16 protein-coding genes are annotated in these 15352 nt (G+C 38.4%); 10 read left to right on the plus strand and 6 right to left on the minus strand.

The annotated features are described in order from the left end of the window. Window positions 1–38: 38 nt before the first annotated feature. The gene (gene gatC, locus HX124_RS01770; protein WP_107007824.1) at window positions 39–353 is read right to left on the minus strand and encodes an Asp-tRNA(Asn)/Glu-tRNA(Gln) amidotransferase subunit GatC; all 315 of its coding nucleotides are present in this window, start codon (window positions 351–353) and stop codon (window positions 39–41) included. Window positions 354–487: 134 nt separating this feature from the next. Here gatC and HX124_RS01775 point away from each other — a divergent pair, with 134 nt between their 5' ends. The 6 genes from HX124_RS01775 (at window position 488) to HX124_RS01800 (ending at window position 5252) form a co-directional block, all read left to right on the plus strand. After that, the gene (locus tag HX124_RS01775; RefSeq protein WP_107007823.1) at window positions 488–1528 is read left to right on the plus strand and encodes a rod shape-determining protein; all 1041 of its coding nucleotides are present in this window, start codon (window positions 488–490) and stop codon (window positions 1526–1528) included. 31 nt (window positions 1529–1559) lie between these two features. Beyond that, a complete protein-coding gene (gene mreC, locus HX124_RS01780; protein WP_107007822.1) occupies window positions 1560–2417 on the plus strand; it encodes a rod shape-determining protein MreC in 858 nt (285 codons plus the stop codon). Beyond that, entirely contained in the window at window positions 2404–2901 is a 498-nt protein-coding gene (gene mreD, locus HX124_RS01785; protein WP_286381763.1) for a rod shape-determining protein MreD, read from the plus strand. The genes mreC and mreD overlap by 14 nt, the downstream gene beginning before the upstream one ends. Further along, on the plus strand, window positions 2889–3455 hold the full coding sequence (locus HX124_RS01790) for a Maf family nucleotide pyrophosphatase (RefSeq protein ID WP_286381764.1): 567 nt from the start codon (window positions 2889–2891) through the stop codon (window positions 3453–3455). Before mreD ends, HX124_RS01790 begins: the two co-directional genes overlap by 13 nt. Before the next feature lie 40 nt (window positions 3456–3495). After that, complete coding sequence (gene rng, locus HX124_RS01795; protein ID WP_107007819.1) at window positions 3496–4950, plus strand: ribonuclease G; 1455 nt, start codon at window positions 3496–3498, stop codon at window positions 4948–4950. 128 nt (window positions 4951–5078) lie between these two features. Then, complete coding sequence (locus tag HX124_RS01800; protein WP_171405102.1) at window positions 5079–5252, plus strand: PA1571 family protein; 174 nt, start codon at window positions 5079–5081, stop codon at window positions 5250–5252. 66 nt (window positions 5253–5318) lie between these two features. On the opposite strand, the gene HX124_RS01805 is transcribed toward HX124_RS01800, so the two are convergent. Continuing rightward, window positions 5319–6710, minus strand: coding sequence for a WS/DGAT/MGAT family O-acyltransferase (locus HX124_RS01805; protein WP_107007817.1), 1392 nt, complete (start codon window positions 6708–6710; stop codon window positions 5319–5321). Window positions 6711–6893: 183 nt separating this feature from the next. Continuing rightward, window positions 6894–7625 carry a phosphoadenylyl-sulfate reductase gene (locus HX124_RS01810; protein ID WP_286381765.1) on the minus strand — a complete coding sequence of 244 codons (732 nt, stop codon included), beginning with the start codon at window positions 7623–7625 and terminating at the stop codon, window positions 6894–6896. A 198-nt stretch (window positions 7626–7823) separates the two neighbouring features. Here HX124_RS01810 and thrH point away from each other — a divergent pair, with 198 nt between their 5' ends. After that, complete coding sequence (thrH, locus tag HX124_RS01815) at window positions 7824–8441, plus strand: bifunctional phosphoserine phosphatase/homoserine phosphotransferase ThrH (protein WP_107007815.1); 618 nt, start codon at window positions 7824–7826, stop codon at window positions 8439–8441. Between the two features lie 65 nt (window positions 8442–8506). Here thrH and HX124_RS01820 read toward each other — a convergent pair whose 3' ends face one another. Beyond that, entirely contained in the window at window positions 8507–9709 is a 1203-nt protein-coding gene (locus HX124_RS01820; protein WP_286381766.1) for an MFS transporter, read from the minus strand. 150 nt (window positions 9710–9859) lie between these two features. Here HX124_RS01820 and HX124_RS01825 point away from each other — a divergent pair, with 150 nt between their 5' ends. Beyond that, window positions 9860–10447: a TetR/AcrR family transcriptional regulator gene (locus HX124_RS01825; RefSeq protein WP_286381767.1), complete on the plus strand. Its 588-nt coding sequence runs from the start codon at window positions 9860–9862 to the stop codon at window positions 10445–10447. A 49-nt stretch (window positions 10448–10496) separates the two neighbouring features. Here HX124_RS01825 and HX124_RS01830 read toward each other — a convergent pair whose 3' ends face one another. After that, a complete protein-coding gene (locus HX124_RS01830; protein ID WP_502872802.1) occupies window positions 10497–11084 on the minus strand; it encodes an arylesterase in 588 nt (195 codons plus the stop codon). A gap of 72 nt (window positions 11085–11156) precedes the next feature. Between HX124_RS01830 and HX124_RS01835 the strand changes: the two genes are divergently transcribed. Together HX124_RS01835 and HX124_RS01840 are read left to right on the plus strand one after the other, a co-directional pair. Continuing rightward, window positions 11157–11909 carry an ABC transporter ATP-binding protein gene (locus HX124_RS01835; protein ID WP_286381768.1) on the plus strand — a complete coding sequence of 251 codons (753 nt, stop codon included), beginning with the start codon at window positions 11157–11159 and terminating at the stop codon, window positions 11907–11909. Continuing rightward, entirely contained in the window at window positions 11903–14422 is a 2520-nt protein-coding gene (locus HX124_RS01840) for an ABC transporter permease (protein ID WP_286381769.1), read from the plus strand. The genes HX124_RS01835 and HX124_RS01840 overlap by 7 nt, the downstream gene beginning before the upstream one ends. A gap of 84 nt (window positions 14423–14506) precedes the next feature. Here HX124_RS01840 and HX124_RS01845 read toward each other — a convergent pair whose 3' ends face one another. After that, window positions 14507–15316, minus strand: a complete 810-nt coding sequence (locus HX124_RS01845; protein WP_107007809.1) for a rhomboid family intramembrane serine protease — start codon at window positions 15314–15316, stop codon at window positions 14507–14509. Window positions 15317–15352 lie beyond the last annotated feature (36 nt).

Consider the following 15352-nt stretch of genomic DNA (forward strand, 5'->3'; position numbering starts at 1 on the left):
TTACGATTAATTTAAAAATAGATTGATCTGATTAAATATTATTCAATCACACGAGGAACAAGATACAAACCATCTTGAACAGCAGGCGCGACAGCTTGATATTCTTCACGATGATTACTTTCAGATACTTGGTCTTCGCGTAGTGGCTGAGGGTTGTCAAAAGGGCTTTTTAAAGGCTCAACACCTTCGGTATCAATACCTTTGAGCGTTTCCATCATTCCAAGAATTTTATTTAAACTTTGAGCATATTCAGCAGATTGCGCATCATTTAGCTCCAGTCGAGCCAGCTTGGCGATTGCTGAAACAGTTTGTGCATTTAACTCTGCAGATTGCTGTGCATCTGAAGTTGACATGATGTCTCACCTAATCAGTTTTAAAAAAAGTTAAAATATCGTGCGTTATAATAAGCGATTGACTTGTCCAAAGCATCACATTTAGTTAAAGTTGCCATCTTGCGTCCATACTAAAGTTTAACTGAGAACGACCCGTGATTCTAAAACGACTAATTGGCTTGTTTTCGCCAGATCTTGCCATTGATTTAGGTACTGCTAATACACTTATTTATGCACCAGGACGGGGCATTATATTAAATGAGCCGACAGTTGTGGCGATTCGCCACAGTGGCTCACAAAAAATTGTAGCGGCTGTAGGCTTAGATGCTAAGCAAATGCTTGGCCGTACCCCTGCAAATATTTCTGCGATTCGTCCAATGAAGGATGGTGTGATCGCAGATTTTGAAGTCACTGAAACTATGTTAAATCAATTTATTGGTAAAGTGCACGAAAAACGTTTATTTCCACCTGCACCACGTGTAGTTGTATGTGTTCCATGCAAATCTACACTTGTAGAGCGCCGTGCGATTCGTGAAGCTGTATTTAATGCAGGTGCGCGAGATGTACGTTTAATTGAAGAGCCTATGGCTGCGGCGATTGGCGCGGGGATGCCAGTTGAACAAGCCTGTGGTTCTATGGTTGTTGATGTCGGTGGTGGTACCACTGAAATTGCAATCATTTCTTTGCAAGGTTGTGTTTACGCAGATTCATTACGTATCGGTGGTGATGTCTTTGATGAACAAATCATTAACTATGTTCGTAAAGCACATGGCTGTGTGATCGGTGAAACTACTGCTGAAACGATTAAAAAAGAAGTAGGTATGGCAATTGCTGATGCTGCGACTTTAGAAATCGAAGTACGTGGTCGTAATTTAGCTGAAGGTGTACCGCGTGCGATTACAGTGACTTCAGATGAAATTAGCCAAGCCATTGCAGATCCACTACAAAGTATTGTTTCAGCAGTAAAATCTGCATTAGAGCAAACACCACCTGAATTATCTTCAGATATTGCAGAGCGCGGTATCGTGTTGACGGGTGGTGGTGCATTATTACGTAATTTAGATAAGTTACTTGCACAAGAAACAGGTTTACCTGTCGTTGTTGCAGAAGACCCTCTAACTTGCGTTACTCGTGGCGGTGGAAAAGTCTTAGAATTCTTTGATAATCCAAACCATGATATGCTTTTTGTAGGCTAAACTTTAGTAGACTCAGTTTAAGGACGAGGCGGTGCAACCGAATCTTTTTTCAAGACAACCGCCATCTTTTCGTTCATTTATCATTGCGGTGATTACATGTTTGGTTGTGCTATTTTTTAATTGGCGCATGCCTCATGTGATTCAACCTGCAAGAGATGTCTTGTATGCAGCATATAATCCTATTTATGCACTCGCAAGCTATCCCGTTTTGTCGAAAGAATGGCTGAATCAACAAACCAAGTCTGAAGCCCAATTGCGTCGAGAAAATACAGCGATGCAAGCGGAATTGCTTCAGGCTCAGGTGCGCCTACAGAAACTATCAGAACTTTCTGCGGAAAATACGCGTTTACGTGGCTTATTAGATACGCCTTTAATTATTGATGGACGAATGGAAATTGCTGAAGTGATTGGAACTGATGCTGATCCTTTACGTCATATCATTATTATTAATCGTGGTGCTTCAAGCCAACTGCGAGTTGGGCAAACTGTGCTAGATGATAAAGGGATTATGGGGCAGATTGTTAATGTCTATCCTCATAGTAGCCGTGTCATGCTGCTTTCAGATAAAGATCATTCATTATCTGTACGTTTAGAGCGCTCAGGTATGCGTGCAATTGTGACGGGTACAGGAGATTTAGGTCGCCTAAAAATGGAATATGTTCCAACCAGTGCCAATATCAAAGTTGGGGATAAAGTGTATAGTTCAGGTTTAGGACAACATTTTCCAGCAGGATATTTAGTGGGTTCTGTGACCAAAGTCATGCGTCATAATTCAGGTGAATTTGCCAGCATTGATGTTGCACCAGCGGCACAACTTGCGGGTGGTCATCATGTCGTGGTGTTATTTTCAGATTCTCTAGCGATGGAGCAGCCACATGTTGATCGCTAAAAGTTTCCCTTCAGATAAACAGCGTAAAGATCCATTTATGATTATTGTTATTTCAATAATCATTGGATCAATTTTAGTCGTTTATCCGCTTTCCTATGCCTATGCTGGATGGCGACCATTATTTATGTTGCTGATTACACTGTTTTGGGTGTTGTGTCAGCCAACATGGTGTGGAGTGTGGTTTGCCTTTTCAATGGGCTTATTCACAGATTTGCTATTAGATGCTCCTTTGGGGATGAATGCGCTCAGTTATGTTGTACTTGCATTTCTGACTCGTTATTTTATTCGTGAACGGCGCGTACTCACTTTTAGTAATTTATGGGTGATTATTACATTATCCCTTGTGGCTCATTTGGTGTTAACACTCATGGCGCAGACCATGCTTGGTGTACGTTTTTCTTTAACTCGACATTGGCAGCCTTTACTGGCGAGTATTTTTAGCTGGCCAATTCTTTACTATTTATTAAAAAGATGGCGAATCTAATACTGGCGTCTAGTTCCCCTAGACGTAAAGAACTATTACAACAATTGGGCTTGGAATTTACGATTTTTAGCCCAGATATTGATGAGTCCGTATTAGAAAATGAAACCATTGAAAATTATGTGAGTCGTTTAGCAGCTTGCAAAGCACAAGCTGTTTTAATGCATGAGCCTCATGCAATCGTACTTGCAGCCGATACAAGTTTAGTATTCAATGGTCAAATTATTGGCAAGCCTGAATCTAAACAGCATGCATTTGAAATTTGGTCATTATTGTCCAATAATGAACATGAAGTGTTAACGGGCATTTCTGTTGCGATGGCTGGAAGATCAGAAACGCAAGTGGTAAGAACACGTGTTAAATTACAAAAATTAAGCCTAGCAGATATGGAATATTATTGGGCAACAGGAGAGCCTTTAGGCAAAGCAGGTGCTTATGCAATTCAAGGAATCGCTGCACAATATGTTACCCGCATTGAAGGCAGTTATACCAATGTTGTTGGGCTTCCTTTACATGAGACGGTACAGTTATTAAAAGCAGTTAAGGCATTAAATTAGCTGCTTCAACAAGAATTTTTATAATGTTTTGAGTTGTGTTATGTCTGACGAGTTATTGATTAACGTCACCCCTATGGAATGTCGGGTGGCGCTAATCCAAAATGGTACAGTCAATGAGTTATTTGTTGAGCGTACAGTAAAACGTGGTCTTGTAGGCAATATTTATAAGGGAAAAGTGGTACGTGTTTTACCCGGAATGCAAGCCGCTTTTGTCGATATTGGACTGTCTCGTACAGCATTTTTACATATTAATGATATGGTTTGGCAACGCAACCAACCTACACCCAATGTCTTTGAGTTATTACACACAGGGCAAATTCTGACTGTTCAAGTAATGAAAGATATGTTGGGGACAAAAGGTGCACGGCTGAGCACTGATCTTTCAATTCCATCCCGTTACTTGGTTTTAATGCCGTATGGGCATCATATTGGTGTATCACAGCGCATTGAGTCAGAAGGTGAGCGTGATCGTTTACGTTCGATGATTGAGCGTATTCAAGCTGAGCATAAACTTCCTGGTTCCGTTATTGTGCGTACCGCAGCAGAAGGTGTGGATGAAGCAGAAATTGCACAAGATATGGCTTATTTAGCAAAGCTTTGGGAATATATTCAGAAAAAACAAAAAATTATTGCTGTACCTTCACTGATTTTTGAAGAGCTTCCATTACCGCAGCGTGTGATTCGTGATTTGGCAAATGAAAATACTGCAAAAATTTATGTAGATTCACGTGAGATTCATGGGAAGTTACAAGAATTTGTCAATGAATTTGTGCCTACCATGCAAAGTCGCTTATTGCATTATCCAGGCGAACGTCCATTATTTGATTTATATAATGTCGAAGAAGATATTCAAAAGGCATTGCAAACACGGGTTGCATTGAAGTCTGGTGGTTATCTGATGATAGATCAGACCGAGGCGATGACCACAATAGATATCAACACGGGTTCTTATGTGGGTGGGCGCACACTTGAGGACACTGTTTTTAAAACCAATATGGAAGCCACACAAGTTATTGCACGTCAGCTTAGACTGCGTAATTTGGGTGGTATTATTATTATTGATTTCATCGACATGCAAGAAGTACAGCACCGTGATGAGGTCATGACACAATTCGAGAAAATGCTTGAACGTGATCATGCTAAAACCAAAATTACCCAAGTATCAGAACTGGGTTTGGTTGAAATGACACGTAAACGTACACGTGAATCGCTTGAACATTTACTTTGTGAATCTTGCCCAACTTGTCAAGGTCGTGGTTATGTCAAAACTGCAGAGACAGTGTGTTACGAAATTTTTCGGGAAATTTTGAGATATGCACGTGCCTATGAGTCACAAAGTGGTTTTACTGTGATTGCACATCCATCGGTAATTGATCGTTTACTGACGGCGGAAGCACCAGCTGTGGCGGATTTGGAGCATTTTATTAGTCGTGTCATCAAGTTCCAAGTCGAAAATTTATACACGCAAGAGCAATACGATATCATTTTGAGCTAATTTTGTAACAGGATATCGTTAAACAGTTGTTACATCTAAAATTTTACTTTTTGCGCTGATTTTACAATACTAGATTTAAAGGTAGCCAAAGACTTTCTCCCTTTATGGTCTTAGCAAGTGAGGTTAAAATGAGCGCAACTGAACAAGTAATTACACGTAACATGAATCATGTATTAGAAAATCAACCGAAAAATACATGTGTGATGTTGGATGATAATGGTCAAGAAGTAAAAATCACCAAAGATATGGTGGTTAATATGTGTCATGAGCTGTTAAATCAGTGTCGAAATGTTAAAAATTAAGGGGCAGATTATCGCCCCTTAATTCTTTTCTTGGTATTTGTTAAAAAATATTGATCTCAAAATGATTTAAGCTAATTCAGAATTGGCAATATCTTCCAAATGATCTGTTCGATCAATTAAATGTTCAAACCTTTGAATTTCATCTTCTAAATGTGTCAATAAATTTTGCATTTTTGGCAAAGCTCTACGACAACCTGTTAAGCCAACCTCTAGTTTATCCAAATAACTGGTCATGGTGATATTTAAAGCCTGACCATCTAAGACAATAGAAGCAGGATACATGGCATCGAGTTTTGCACCATTCCAATAGAGTGGCTCTCGCGGTCCAGGGACATTTGAAATAATGACATTGAAGGCTTGATGTCGAGGTAAAATACCTGAAGCGATATTTAAACCTGCCGCACCATAAACAAAAGCACTATAATTTAAAATTTGATTTGCATTCATGCGTTTAAAACGATTTTTTGCGTTTTGTACACTGCGTTTAATAATATCTAAGCGCTCTAAAGGATTTTCTTTATGTGTACCAAGATTTGCTAAAATCATGGTAATGCGATTGCTCATATCAGAATCATCATCACGTAGCGAAGCAGGTACCATCGCAATTAATGGTTTTCTAGGTAAAGCGTTTTGTGTGGTTAAATATTCACGTAATGCACCAGAACAGACGGCTAAAACCACATCATTAATGGTGACATTGAGTGCTTTAGAAATATCTCTAAAACGATTAAGCTCAAAAGATTGGGCAGCAAAACGGCGAGAAGAACTTACCCGTTGATTAAATAAACTACTTGGTGCTTGAAAGCTAGAAACATAATCTGGGTTTTTTCCCATTTCTTTAAAAATAGTTTGACACAGTTCTTGGGTAACTTTAGGCGTGACCTCAATTTGCCCTTTAATTGTTGATAAAATATTTTTAATTTTACTGACTTTAGGTGCTTTTAAGCGTTTGGCACGTTTTCCTTCAATACACCAAGGCGGTACAATCGTTTTAGAGTTTGGATCTTTAGAAAAAGATTTTTCTAATAAACGCATACCCGCAACGCCATCAATCATGGCGTGATGGATTTTAAAATACATCGCGAAACGATTGCCTTCAATACCTTCGATGATATGACACGTCCAAAGCGGCTTTGCACGATCAATTAAGGCACTATGTTCCTGTGAAATGTATACTAAAAGTTCACGGATACGTCCAGGATGTGGCAAGGCAATATGGCGAAAATGATGGTCAATATCAAACTCTTCGTCTTCATCCCAAAATAATCCACTTAAACGGTTATTAAAAGGGGGAACAGGAATAGATTTAGAGTTACGAATATCTGCAACTAAATCTTGAATAAATGTAGAGGGTGCATGTTCTGGGATTTCAAATAAAAACAATCCACCCACATGCATAGGTTGTTGACGTTTTTCTAAATTTAAAAAAATAAAATCGATTGGATGTAAAGGACGCATGATTCTGGATTGCCTCACTGCAATTTTTACAACAACTCGCACATGAGTGTTGAGTTTTAGAATTATAACCTAGAAGTAAGTATAGAACGATTTAATGGATAAAATCCAAGCATTTTAATGAATGATTAGTGAATAAAAAAGCCACTAAATAGAGTGACTTTTTTTTACCAATATGCATGCGGCTTATTTTAAGTTACCTGCATGTAAACCACATTCCTTATGGGTTGCTTCTTCCCACCACCAACGACCTTCACGTTCATGTTGGTTGGGTAAAACTGCACGAGTACATGGCTCACAACCAATTGAAGTAAAGCCTTTTTCATGCAATGGATTATATGGAATTTCCATCATGCGAATATAATTCCAAACATCTGCACTCGACCAATTTGCCAAAGGGTTGTATTTGATCAGTTGTTTACCTTCGCCAGAAAATCCTGCATCAGCTTGAATCACTGGAATTTCAGTACGTGTACCTGGACTTTGGTCTTTACGTTGTCCTGTGATCCAACCATCTAAAGTTGCAAGTTTTTTGCGCAATGGCTGAACTTTACGGATACCGCAACACTCTTTATGGTCATCTTGATAAAAGCTAAATAAGCCTTTTTCATTCACTAACTTTTGTACAACTTCAGCTTCAGGAAAACAGATTTCAATTTGAATACCATAATGCTTACGTACAGTTTCAAGGAATTGATAAGTTTCGGCGTGTAAACGTCCTGTATCTAAGCTAAAGACACGAAAAGGTTTACCTAGGTTATGTGCCATGTCAATCAATATGACATCTTCAGCACCTGAGAAGGAGATCGCGATTTCACCTTCTTGGGCAAGGGCAAGTGCAAGGATTTCAGAAGGTGATTTATCTGCATATTCTGCGGCAAGTGCATCGACATGGTCAATGCTAGGAATAACGGTCATGATGTGCCTCTGGCTTTAGCTTGAAGCTATATATATAAATTTTTCAGAATGTTTTCATTTTAATGTAAATAGTTTAGCTCACTTAGCAATTTAATTCCTATGGTTATGAAGAAAATAGATTTATAAACTTTCAGCAAAATCGTCAAACTTTAATGCTATGATACTGCCAAAATTTTAAACTGAAATTAGGGAAAACTCATGGAAATCGTTTGTCTTGATCTTGAGGGTGTTTTGGTTCCAGAAATCTGGATCAATTTTGCTAAAAAAACGGGCATTAAAGAATTAGAAGCAACCACTCGTGATATTCCAGACTACGATGTGTTAATGACACAACGTTTAAATATTCTTAAACAACATGGTTTAGGTTTGAATGATATTCAAGCTGTGATCGCAGACATGGGACCATTTGAAGGTGCAAAAGAGTTTGTTGAATGGGTGCGTACACATTTTCAACTGATCATTTTGTCAGATACTTTCTATGAGTTTGCTCATCCCTTAATGCAACAATTGGGTTGGCCTACAATTTTCTGTCATAAATTAGAAACTGACGAAAATGGCATGATTACAGCGTATAAACTACGTCAACCAGACCAAAAACGTGAAGCTGTAAAAGCATTACATGGTTTGAATTATCGTGTGATCGCAGCAGGTGATTCTTATAACGATACCACGATGCTCGGTGAAGCAGACAAAGGTTTCTTATTTGATGCGCCTGAAAATGTGATTCGTGAATTCCCACAATTCCCACCAATTCATGGTTATGCAGCATTAAAAGAAGCGATTCGTAGTGCTTCAGTACGTGACATTCCAGCTTAATTATTTTTTAAATTTAAGTGGAAAATAAAAAAGGCGTTTCGGCGTCTTTTTTATATCTTTGATTTTCATATATGTTTTTTATTTTTTATACTAAAAATCATGGCAATACTCGACAAGAAAATAATCAGTGCAATATAAATACTCGCAGTCGACAACAAACCGATATGGTTTACAAAGTAGCCTGCAATGATTGCAGGAATGCTAAATGCCAAATAACTTTCGACAAAAAAAGTTGCCATTAAACCTGCACGCTGTTCAGGTTGGGCGAGTGGCATCACAGTACGGATTGCCCCCATAAAACCTGTACCAAAACCAATTCCTGTAATGCATGCACCTAAAAATAATAAACTGGCTTGAGTTTGATGGATACCGATGAGGATGATACTGGCACCCAAAATAAGGCTAAATGCACCTGTAAGAAGAATAGATAAATTTCTGGCTTGCCGTAAACATAAAATTCCAATGGCACCTGAAACAGTAAGCGTGATAAACATTGTGCCATTTAACCAAACACTTGGGTTTTTAAAAGAAAGTGCCAATAAAGAAGGCATTAAGGATAAGAAAAAGCCACTAACCATCCAAATTGCAATATTTACAGGGCTGACGATGAATAGCGCTTTTTTTGCTTGTGGTGGAAGCGTGAGTTTAGGTTTTAGTGATGTCAATGCACCAATGCGGCGTTCAACGGTTTCAGGGCTAAAATATGCGATACAAAGACTTGATGCAAATAGCAAAATGAAAATTTCAAAAATCAGTAAAAGCGGATATGTTGAAAATTGAAGCATTAGACACGAGAGAAACATGCCAGCTGCCATACCAAGCATTGGTGAAATACTATTGATCAGAGCACCATGGATTTTACTTAAGTCGAGCAGTGCTGCTCCAAATGTTGAGGCTGCGAGAGCTGTCGCGATGCCTTGTATTGCACGTGCAAAGAACAGCATTTCAATATTAAAAGCTGAATAAAAAATAATCATTGCAATGATTTCTAAAATCAATGCAAGAAAAATAACAGGCTTACGTCCGATATAGTCTGAGAGTGAGCCTGCGATCAATAATGTAGCCAATAAAGTAAAAGCATAAGTGGCAAAAATTAAAGTAAGCAAAACAGGAGAAAAATGAAAATATTGCTGATAAAGGCGATACAAAGGCGTTGGCGCACTTGATGCAGCCATAAAAAGCATAAGCGTAAAAGTATGTGTGTATAGTGCAGTTTGCGGTGAGAGCTGAAAGGAAGTCACTTGACGATTAAAATTGGAATTGTTCATAATCAAGCCACATACAAAAGCAATTTATTTGCTTTTATAACGTATTTTGGCTTAAACGCAAATATTTAGCTTTAGTGTTTTTTTTAAATAATTGCAAAAACGTCTAAGTATTTGATCTGATTTTATTTATAAATTTGTAGTGATTTGCATATGACAAAAGTTGTTACAGGTTTACGTTCTGGTGGGCGAAGTGCTCGGATTCAAACAGCAGTACATGAGGCTGTTCAGACTTTATTGAAGGAGCATGATTCATCAGAATTGACCGTGCCAATGATTGCTGCTCATGCAGGCGTGACACCTTCAACGATTTATCGGCGTTGGGGTGATTTATCCCAATTGCTTGCTGATGTTGCTTTTAATCATTTACATCCAGACAGCATGCCTGAAGATTTGGGCAGTTTTAAACAAGATCTCTATGCTTGGGTTGAGCAATATATTGAAGAATATGCTTCTGCGGTTGGGCGTAGTATGTTGAGTGATATTTTAGCTTCAACTGATTCACCTTTGGCGAGAAAATGTTATGGCTTTTTAATTCAGCAATTGGATGTGATTCAAGTACGTGCGTTGCAACGTGATGAGTTAACCATTGATAATTCATTGATTGTTGAAATTGTGATTGCACCTTTGTTACATCGAATTTTATTTACAGAACAAGACGTTGAATTAGCTTATGTTCATCAGTTATTGGCACGTTTATTTACATTTTCAACATTGTTACAAACTCAGGATCAGATGTGATTTCAATAAAGCCAATAGATAGCGAAGAATTATTCAAAAATAACAATAATCACAGCGCAGCTTTTATCAGTGGGTAGGCATTATCAAGTAAAATTTTCTGAGCAACTGCATTAGGATGAATCAAATCTTTTTGCATCAAACTTTTATTTCCTGCGATTCCATTCATAAAGAAAGGATGCATTTTTACTTTGTATTGCTGACTTAATACTTTGTAATTATTTTCAAATGCGGTGCTATACGCAGTGCCATAATTTGGTGGGATTTTCATGCCCAATAAAATCACAGTGGCTTTGGTTTTTTGACTTTGTTGAATCATTTGTGCCAAGTTTTTCTGAATCATTTGTGGTGGCTGACCGCGTAAACCATCATTTCCACCCAGTTCAATCACTACAATATTCGGTTGATGTGTTTGCAATAATTTAGGTAGACGAGCCAAAGCACCACTGGTGGTTTCTCCACTGACACTGGCATTGATCACCTTATGTTGCTTTGGAAATTGTTGATTAAGACGCTGTTGCAATAAAGTGACCCAACCTTGTTGCGGGTTGATGCCATAGCCTGCACTCAAACTATCACCCAAAATCATGATGCTTTTTGCAAAACTACTAACAGGTAACAGACAGATCATGCTAAACATTAAACAATGAGTTAATTTTTTCATCATTTTCAAATTTAACAATTTTTTGATATGCATATAGGGTACTTTATGATGTCTAAGGTTCAAGATAATTCAACTTCTCCCATCATGCCACAAGGGATCATTTCTGCACAGCAACTTACACAAAAGATTGAACTTCCACATCAAACACTTACAATTTTTGAAAATTTAAATCTCAATATTCAAGCAGGCGAGCAAGTTGCGATTACTGGGCGTTCAGGTTCAGGTAAATCAACATTATTGGGAATCCTTGCCACTCTAGACCAAGCCAGTTCAGGGCAATTAACCGTTTGTGGTGAATCAGTCACGCATTTAAATGAAGAACAACGCGCATTGGTACGTTTAAAACATATAGGTTTTGTTTTCCAGTCTTTTCAATTATTACCACATTTGTCTGCACTTGAAAATGTCATGTTGCCTTTGCGTTTACAGCCAGATTTTCACTATGCCGATGCTGAACAAAAAGCACTGAAACTATTGGCAAAAGTCGGTTTGGAACGACAAAGTCAGCAAACACCTAAAGTGTTGTCAGGTGGAGAACAGCAACGCATTGCGATTGCACGAGCGTTGATTTCAGCACCTAAAATTATTTTTGCAGATGAACCGACAGGCAACTTAGATGCACATACCGCACAAGAAATTGAACAGTTATTGTTTGAATTAAATCAAGAAATGGGAACAACTTTAGTTTTGGTCACGCATGATGCTGATTTAGCCAAGCAATGCCAACGTCACTTTGAACTTAAAGATGGGCAATTGATTGAGCATCAGCAGCCTTCACACGTTGAGGCTGTCTCATGTTGAGTTTATTTAAGCCTTTATTGCGACAGAGTTTTGCCAATTCAGGGATTTACTTGTTAATAATTGCTTTGAGTTTGGCAATCAGTGCAACGACTGCTTTAAAGTTTAGCAATGATCAAGTGCAACAGGCAGTGACGTTACAAGCGGCAAAAATGCAAGCCGCAGATTTGGTATTAAGTGATACAAATCCAATTGAGTCGAAGTGGCTTGAGTCGGCAAATGAATTAAAATTAAAGAAGTCACATGTCACGATGTTTGGTTCAATGGCTTCAACGCATGATCAATTTGTCATGGTCAATGTCAAGGCGATTGATGGTGCATTTCCTTTGCGTGGTGATTTAAAAATTCAGCCTGCCAAACAATTACAGAAAGGCGGGATCTGGCTGAGTAAACGTGCGCAAGAATTACTTAAGGTCAATGTGGGCGATTCAGTACAAATCGCAGATGGGCATTTTAAAGTCACAGGCATCATTGCGCATGACTCGAATCAAGAACTCGGTTTTTCTGCATTTTCACCGACGGTTATCATTCACCAAGCTGACATTGCACAAACCAATGCAGTTCAAATTGGCAGTCGAATTGAATATCGGCTTTTGCTCAGTGGTGATGAATCTGCAATTGCTCAATATCAACAGCGGTTTAAACAATTTAAAGCTCAAGAAAAACAAGATACAAGTTCACAAAGTGATACACAAACCAACCAGTCTGCTCAAGTGCTGCAAAACAATGCAAATGAGACTGAAGATCAAAGTAATTTAAGACTGCGTAGTGCAGAAGAGGGTAATACGCGACTGCTTAAACCGATTGAAAATTTAGATACTTTTCTACAACTTGCTAACATTTTAACAATTTTACTGTGTGGTTTAGCCATCGCTTTGACCAGTCAACGTTATGTGCAACAAAACCAAGATCATATTGCTTTGTTACGTTGTGTTGGTGCGAGTAAGGGGCAAATTTTCCGAACTTACTTGGCTTTACTTGCAGTTGTGATTTTGATTGCAATGTTGATTGGTAGTGCTTTGGGGTTGGTTTTGGGCTATTCATTATTGCAATTGATGTTGCAGATGATCCCAAGTTTGGAGTTGCAATTTTCGTTGCTACAAATGTTAATTGGTCCATTGCCGATTGCGATTTTTACCAGTGCGATTGTTTTAATTGGTTTTATTTTGCCAAGTCTATGGCAGTTGCTTAATACACCACCGATTCGTGTGATTCGCCAACAAGAAAAATCCGCTCGCTCTATTGCTTTGATGATGTCATTTGGCATCATCAGTTTAATTATTTTCAGTCTAGTTCTAACAGAAAATATCATGCTGACTGGGCTAGTGATGGGAGCGGTAATTAGCTTGACTGCTGTTTTATATGCAGTGGTTTGGATGACGCTAAAAGCCATAAAATCAATGCGGAATCAACTGTCTGCTTATGTACGCTCGCCGTCACAAACTGCATTACAAATTACTGCTTTAGCTTTAGGTCTAAGCCTGATTACCGTTTTAGCAGTACTTAGAACCGATTTGTTAGAGCGTTGGCAACAACAATTGCCAGAAGGTACACCTAATCAATTTATTTATGGTTTGCCGCCTTTTGAGCTTGACGCATTTAAGCAGCAATTAGCGCAACAGCACTGGAAAAGTACCCCTTTATATCCCAATGTGAAAGGACGTTTGGTTGCCAAAAATGATCAGGCTTTTTCTGAAGAATTGGTGAAAAAAAGTAATTCATTGCGACGAGAGTTAAACCTTACGCAGACAGATCAATATCCACAAGATAATGTGATTGTTTCAGGTGAGGCAAAACTGAGTCAAGTTGGACAAGTGTCTGTTGAAGCAAAACTGGCTGAAGAATTAGGTATTAAAATTGGTGATCGTCTGACCTTTACTTTGCCTGAAGGACGTTTACAAGCACAAGTTGTGAACTTACGTACAGTTGAATGGCAAAGCTTCAGCCCAAATTTTTTCTTTATTTTTACACCAAAAACTTTGGATGAAAATGCAGGTAGTTATTTAGGAAGTTTTTATGTGCCACCCACTGAAAAAACTAAAATGGTCAGTTTAATTCAACAGTTTTCCAATACTGTTTTTATTGATGTTTCTTTGATTTTTGATGAAATTAAACGCTTAGTTTCTGTTTTGGTGCAAATTGTCACGGTACTGGCAGCTTTAGTCAGTCTTTCAGGTTTTTTGGTTCTGATTGCTTGTATCAACTTGTTGATGGATGAACGAAAAAGAGAAGTGGCTTTGTTACGTTCTTTTGGAAGTTCTAAACGACAACTGAAAAATATGATGAGTTTAGAGATCGGCTTGATTGGTTTATTGTCAGGACTTGTTGCTTGTATTTTTGCAGAAGTGATCAGTGCGATTGTGAGTTATCGTATGGAGATGGCTGTGCAGTTGCATTGGGAGATCTGGTTAATGCTACCGCTCGTCATGGCTGTGTTGTGTGCTTTGATTGGGCGTTATCGTTTGAGTTATTTATCAGAGATTCCACCTTTACAAAGTTTGCGAGAATTAAGCTAATAAATTTTTTTAATCAAATAAAACCCATTTTGCTGTTTAGTAAAATGGGTTTTTAAATGGGAATGCGTATTTTGTCTAATGAATTTAAAAATTTAACTGACTACGCATTTGTGCTACAGCTTCTTGCCAAAGAGGAGTCAGTGGCTCAACCAAGTGTTGACAATATAAATAGAAGCTATAAGTCATCACGAGTCCAATAATTAAAATGACGAAATTCAACATTGGCTTGGCTTGCTGACGCTGAGTGAAATACCATAACAATGCCAAAACAGCACCCATGATCATGCCGCCAATATGTGCAGCATTGTTGATGCCAGACGTAAAGAAACCAAAGGCAAGGTTGACAGCTAAAATTGTTAACAGCGATTTTTTATCTAAAATAAATCTTTGCGTTGCTGTAGGGGGGAAAAGAGACAGTAAGGTTAAAGCTCCTCCTAATCCCATCACTGCGCCAGATGCACCCGCAGAAACACGAGGAATTAAGCTTGGGTCAGCATGTTGCAACAAAGCATAACTATTGCGAATATCCAGATAGCCACTGAGCAAACTACCCATCAAGCCAGCAAGTAGATATAGCCCAAGAAAATAAAATTTGCCAAAGGTTTTTTCTGCGACATCGCCAAAAATATATAATGCCCACATATTAAAGCCTAAATGCATTAAGCCAAAATGAAAAAACATGCTGCTAAATAAACGGTAGGGTTCTTCTAAAAAGGTTAAAGGTGCATAATCCGCACCCCAACGTAAGGCATCTAAAGTTGTGGGGTCAGTAATACTCACACCTGAAAGAATTTGCCAAGCAAACAAGCTCACATTGATGATAATCAGGAATAAGGTGATTTTTCCGATCGGCTGACGGGGTTCAACTTGGAAAGGTTGTTGCATTTCTGACATAACATTATATTCTGTGCATTCTTATTTATTTAAGCT

It is taken from the genome of Acinetobacter sp. 226-1 (assembly GCF_030329325.1).
GTDB classification, from domain to species: Bacteria; Pseudomonadota; Gammaproteobacteria; order Pseudomonadales; family Moraxellaceae; genus Acinetobacter; species Acinetobacter sichuanensis.

Coding starts and splice junctions, on each gene's coding strand:
- gatC (WP_107007824.1), bottom strand. CDS start 353: ATGTCAACTTCAGATGCACAGCAATCTGCAGAGTTAAATGCACAAACT.
- mreD (WP_286381763.1), top strand. CDS start 2,404: ATGTTGATCGCTAAAAGTTTCCCTTCAGATAAACAGCGTAAAGATCCA.
- HX124_RS01790 (WP_286381764.1), top strand. CDS start 2,889: ATGGCGAATCTAATACTGGCGTCTAGTTCCCCTAGACGTAAAGAACTA.
- rng (WP_107007819.1), top strand. CDS start 3,496: ATGTCTGACGAGTTATTGATTAACGTCACCCCTATGGAATGTCGGGTG.
- HX124_RS01800 (WP_171405102.1), top strand. CDS start 5,079: ATGAGCGCAACTGAACAAGTAATTACACGTAACATGAATCATGTATTA.
- HX124_RS01805 (WP_107007817.1), bottom strand. CDS start 6,710: ATGCGTCCTTTACATCCAATCGATTTTATTTTTTTAAATTTAGAAAAA.
- HX124_RS01810 (WP_286381765.1), bottom strand. CDS start 7,625: ATGACCGTTATTCCTAGCATTGACCATGTCGATGCACTTGCCGCAGAA.
- thrH (WP_107007815.1), top strand. CDS start 7,824: ATGGAAATCGTTTGTCTTGATCTTGAGGGTGTTTTGGTTCCAGAAATC.
- HX124_RS01820 (WP_286381766.1), bottom strand. CDS start 9,709: ATGAACAATTCCAATTTTAATCGTCAAGTGACTTCCTTTCAGCTCTCA.
- HX124_RS01825 (WP_286381767.1), top strand. CDS start 9,860: ATGACAAAAGTTGTTACAGGTTTACGTTCTGGTGGGCGAAGTGCTCGG.
- HX124_RS01830 (WP_502872802.1), bottom strand. CDS start 11,084: ATGTTTAGCATGATCTGTCTGTTACCTGTTAGTAGTTTTGCAAAAAGC.
- HX124_RS01835 (WP_286381768.1), top strand. CDS start 11,157: ATGTCTAAGGTTCAAGATAATTCAACTTCTCCCATCATGCCACAAGGG.
- HX124_RS01840 (WP_286381769.1), top strand. CDS start 11,903: ATGTTGAGTTTATTTAAGCCTTTATTGCGACAGAGTTTTGCCAATTCA.
- HX124_RS01845 (WP_107007809.1), bottom strand. CDS start 15,316: ATGTCAGAAATGCAACAACCTTTCCAAGTTGAACCCCGTCAGCCGATC.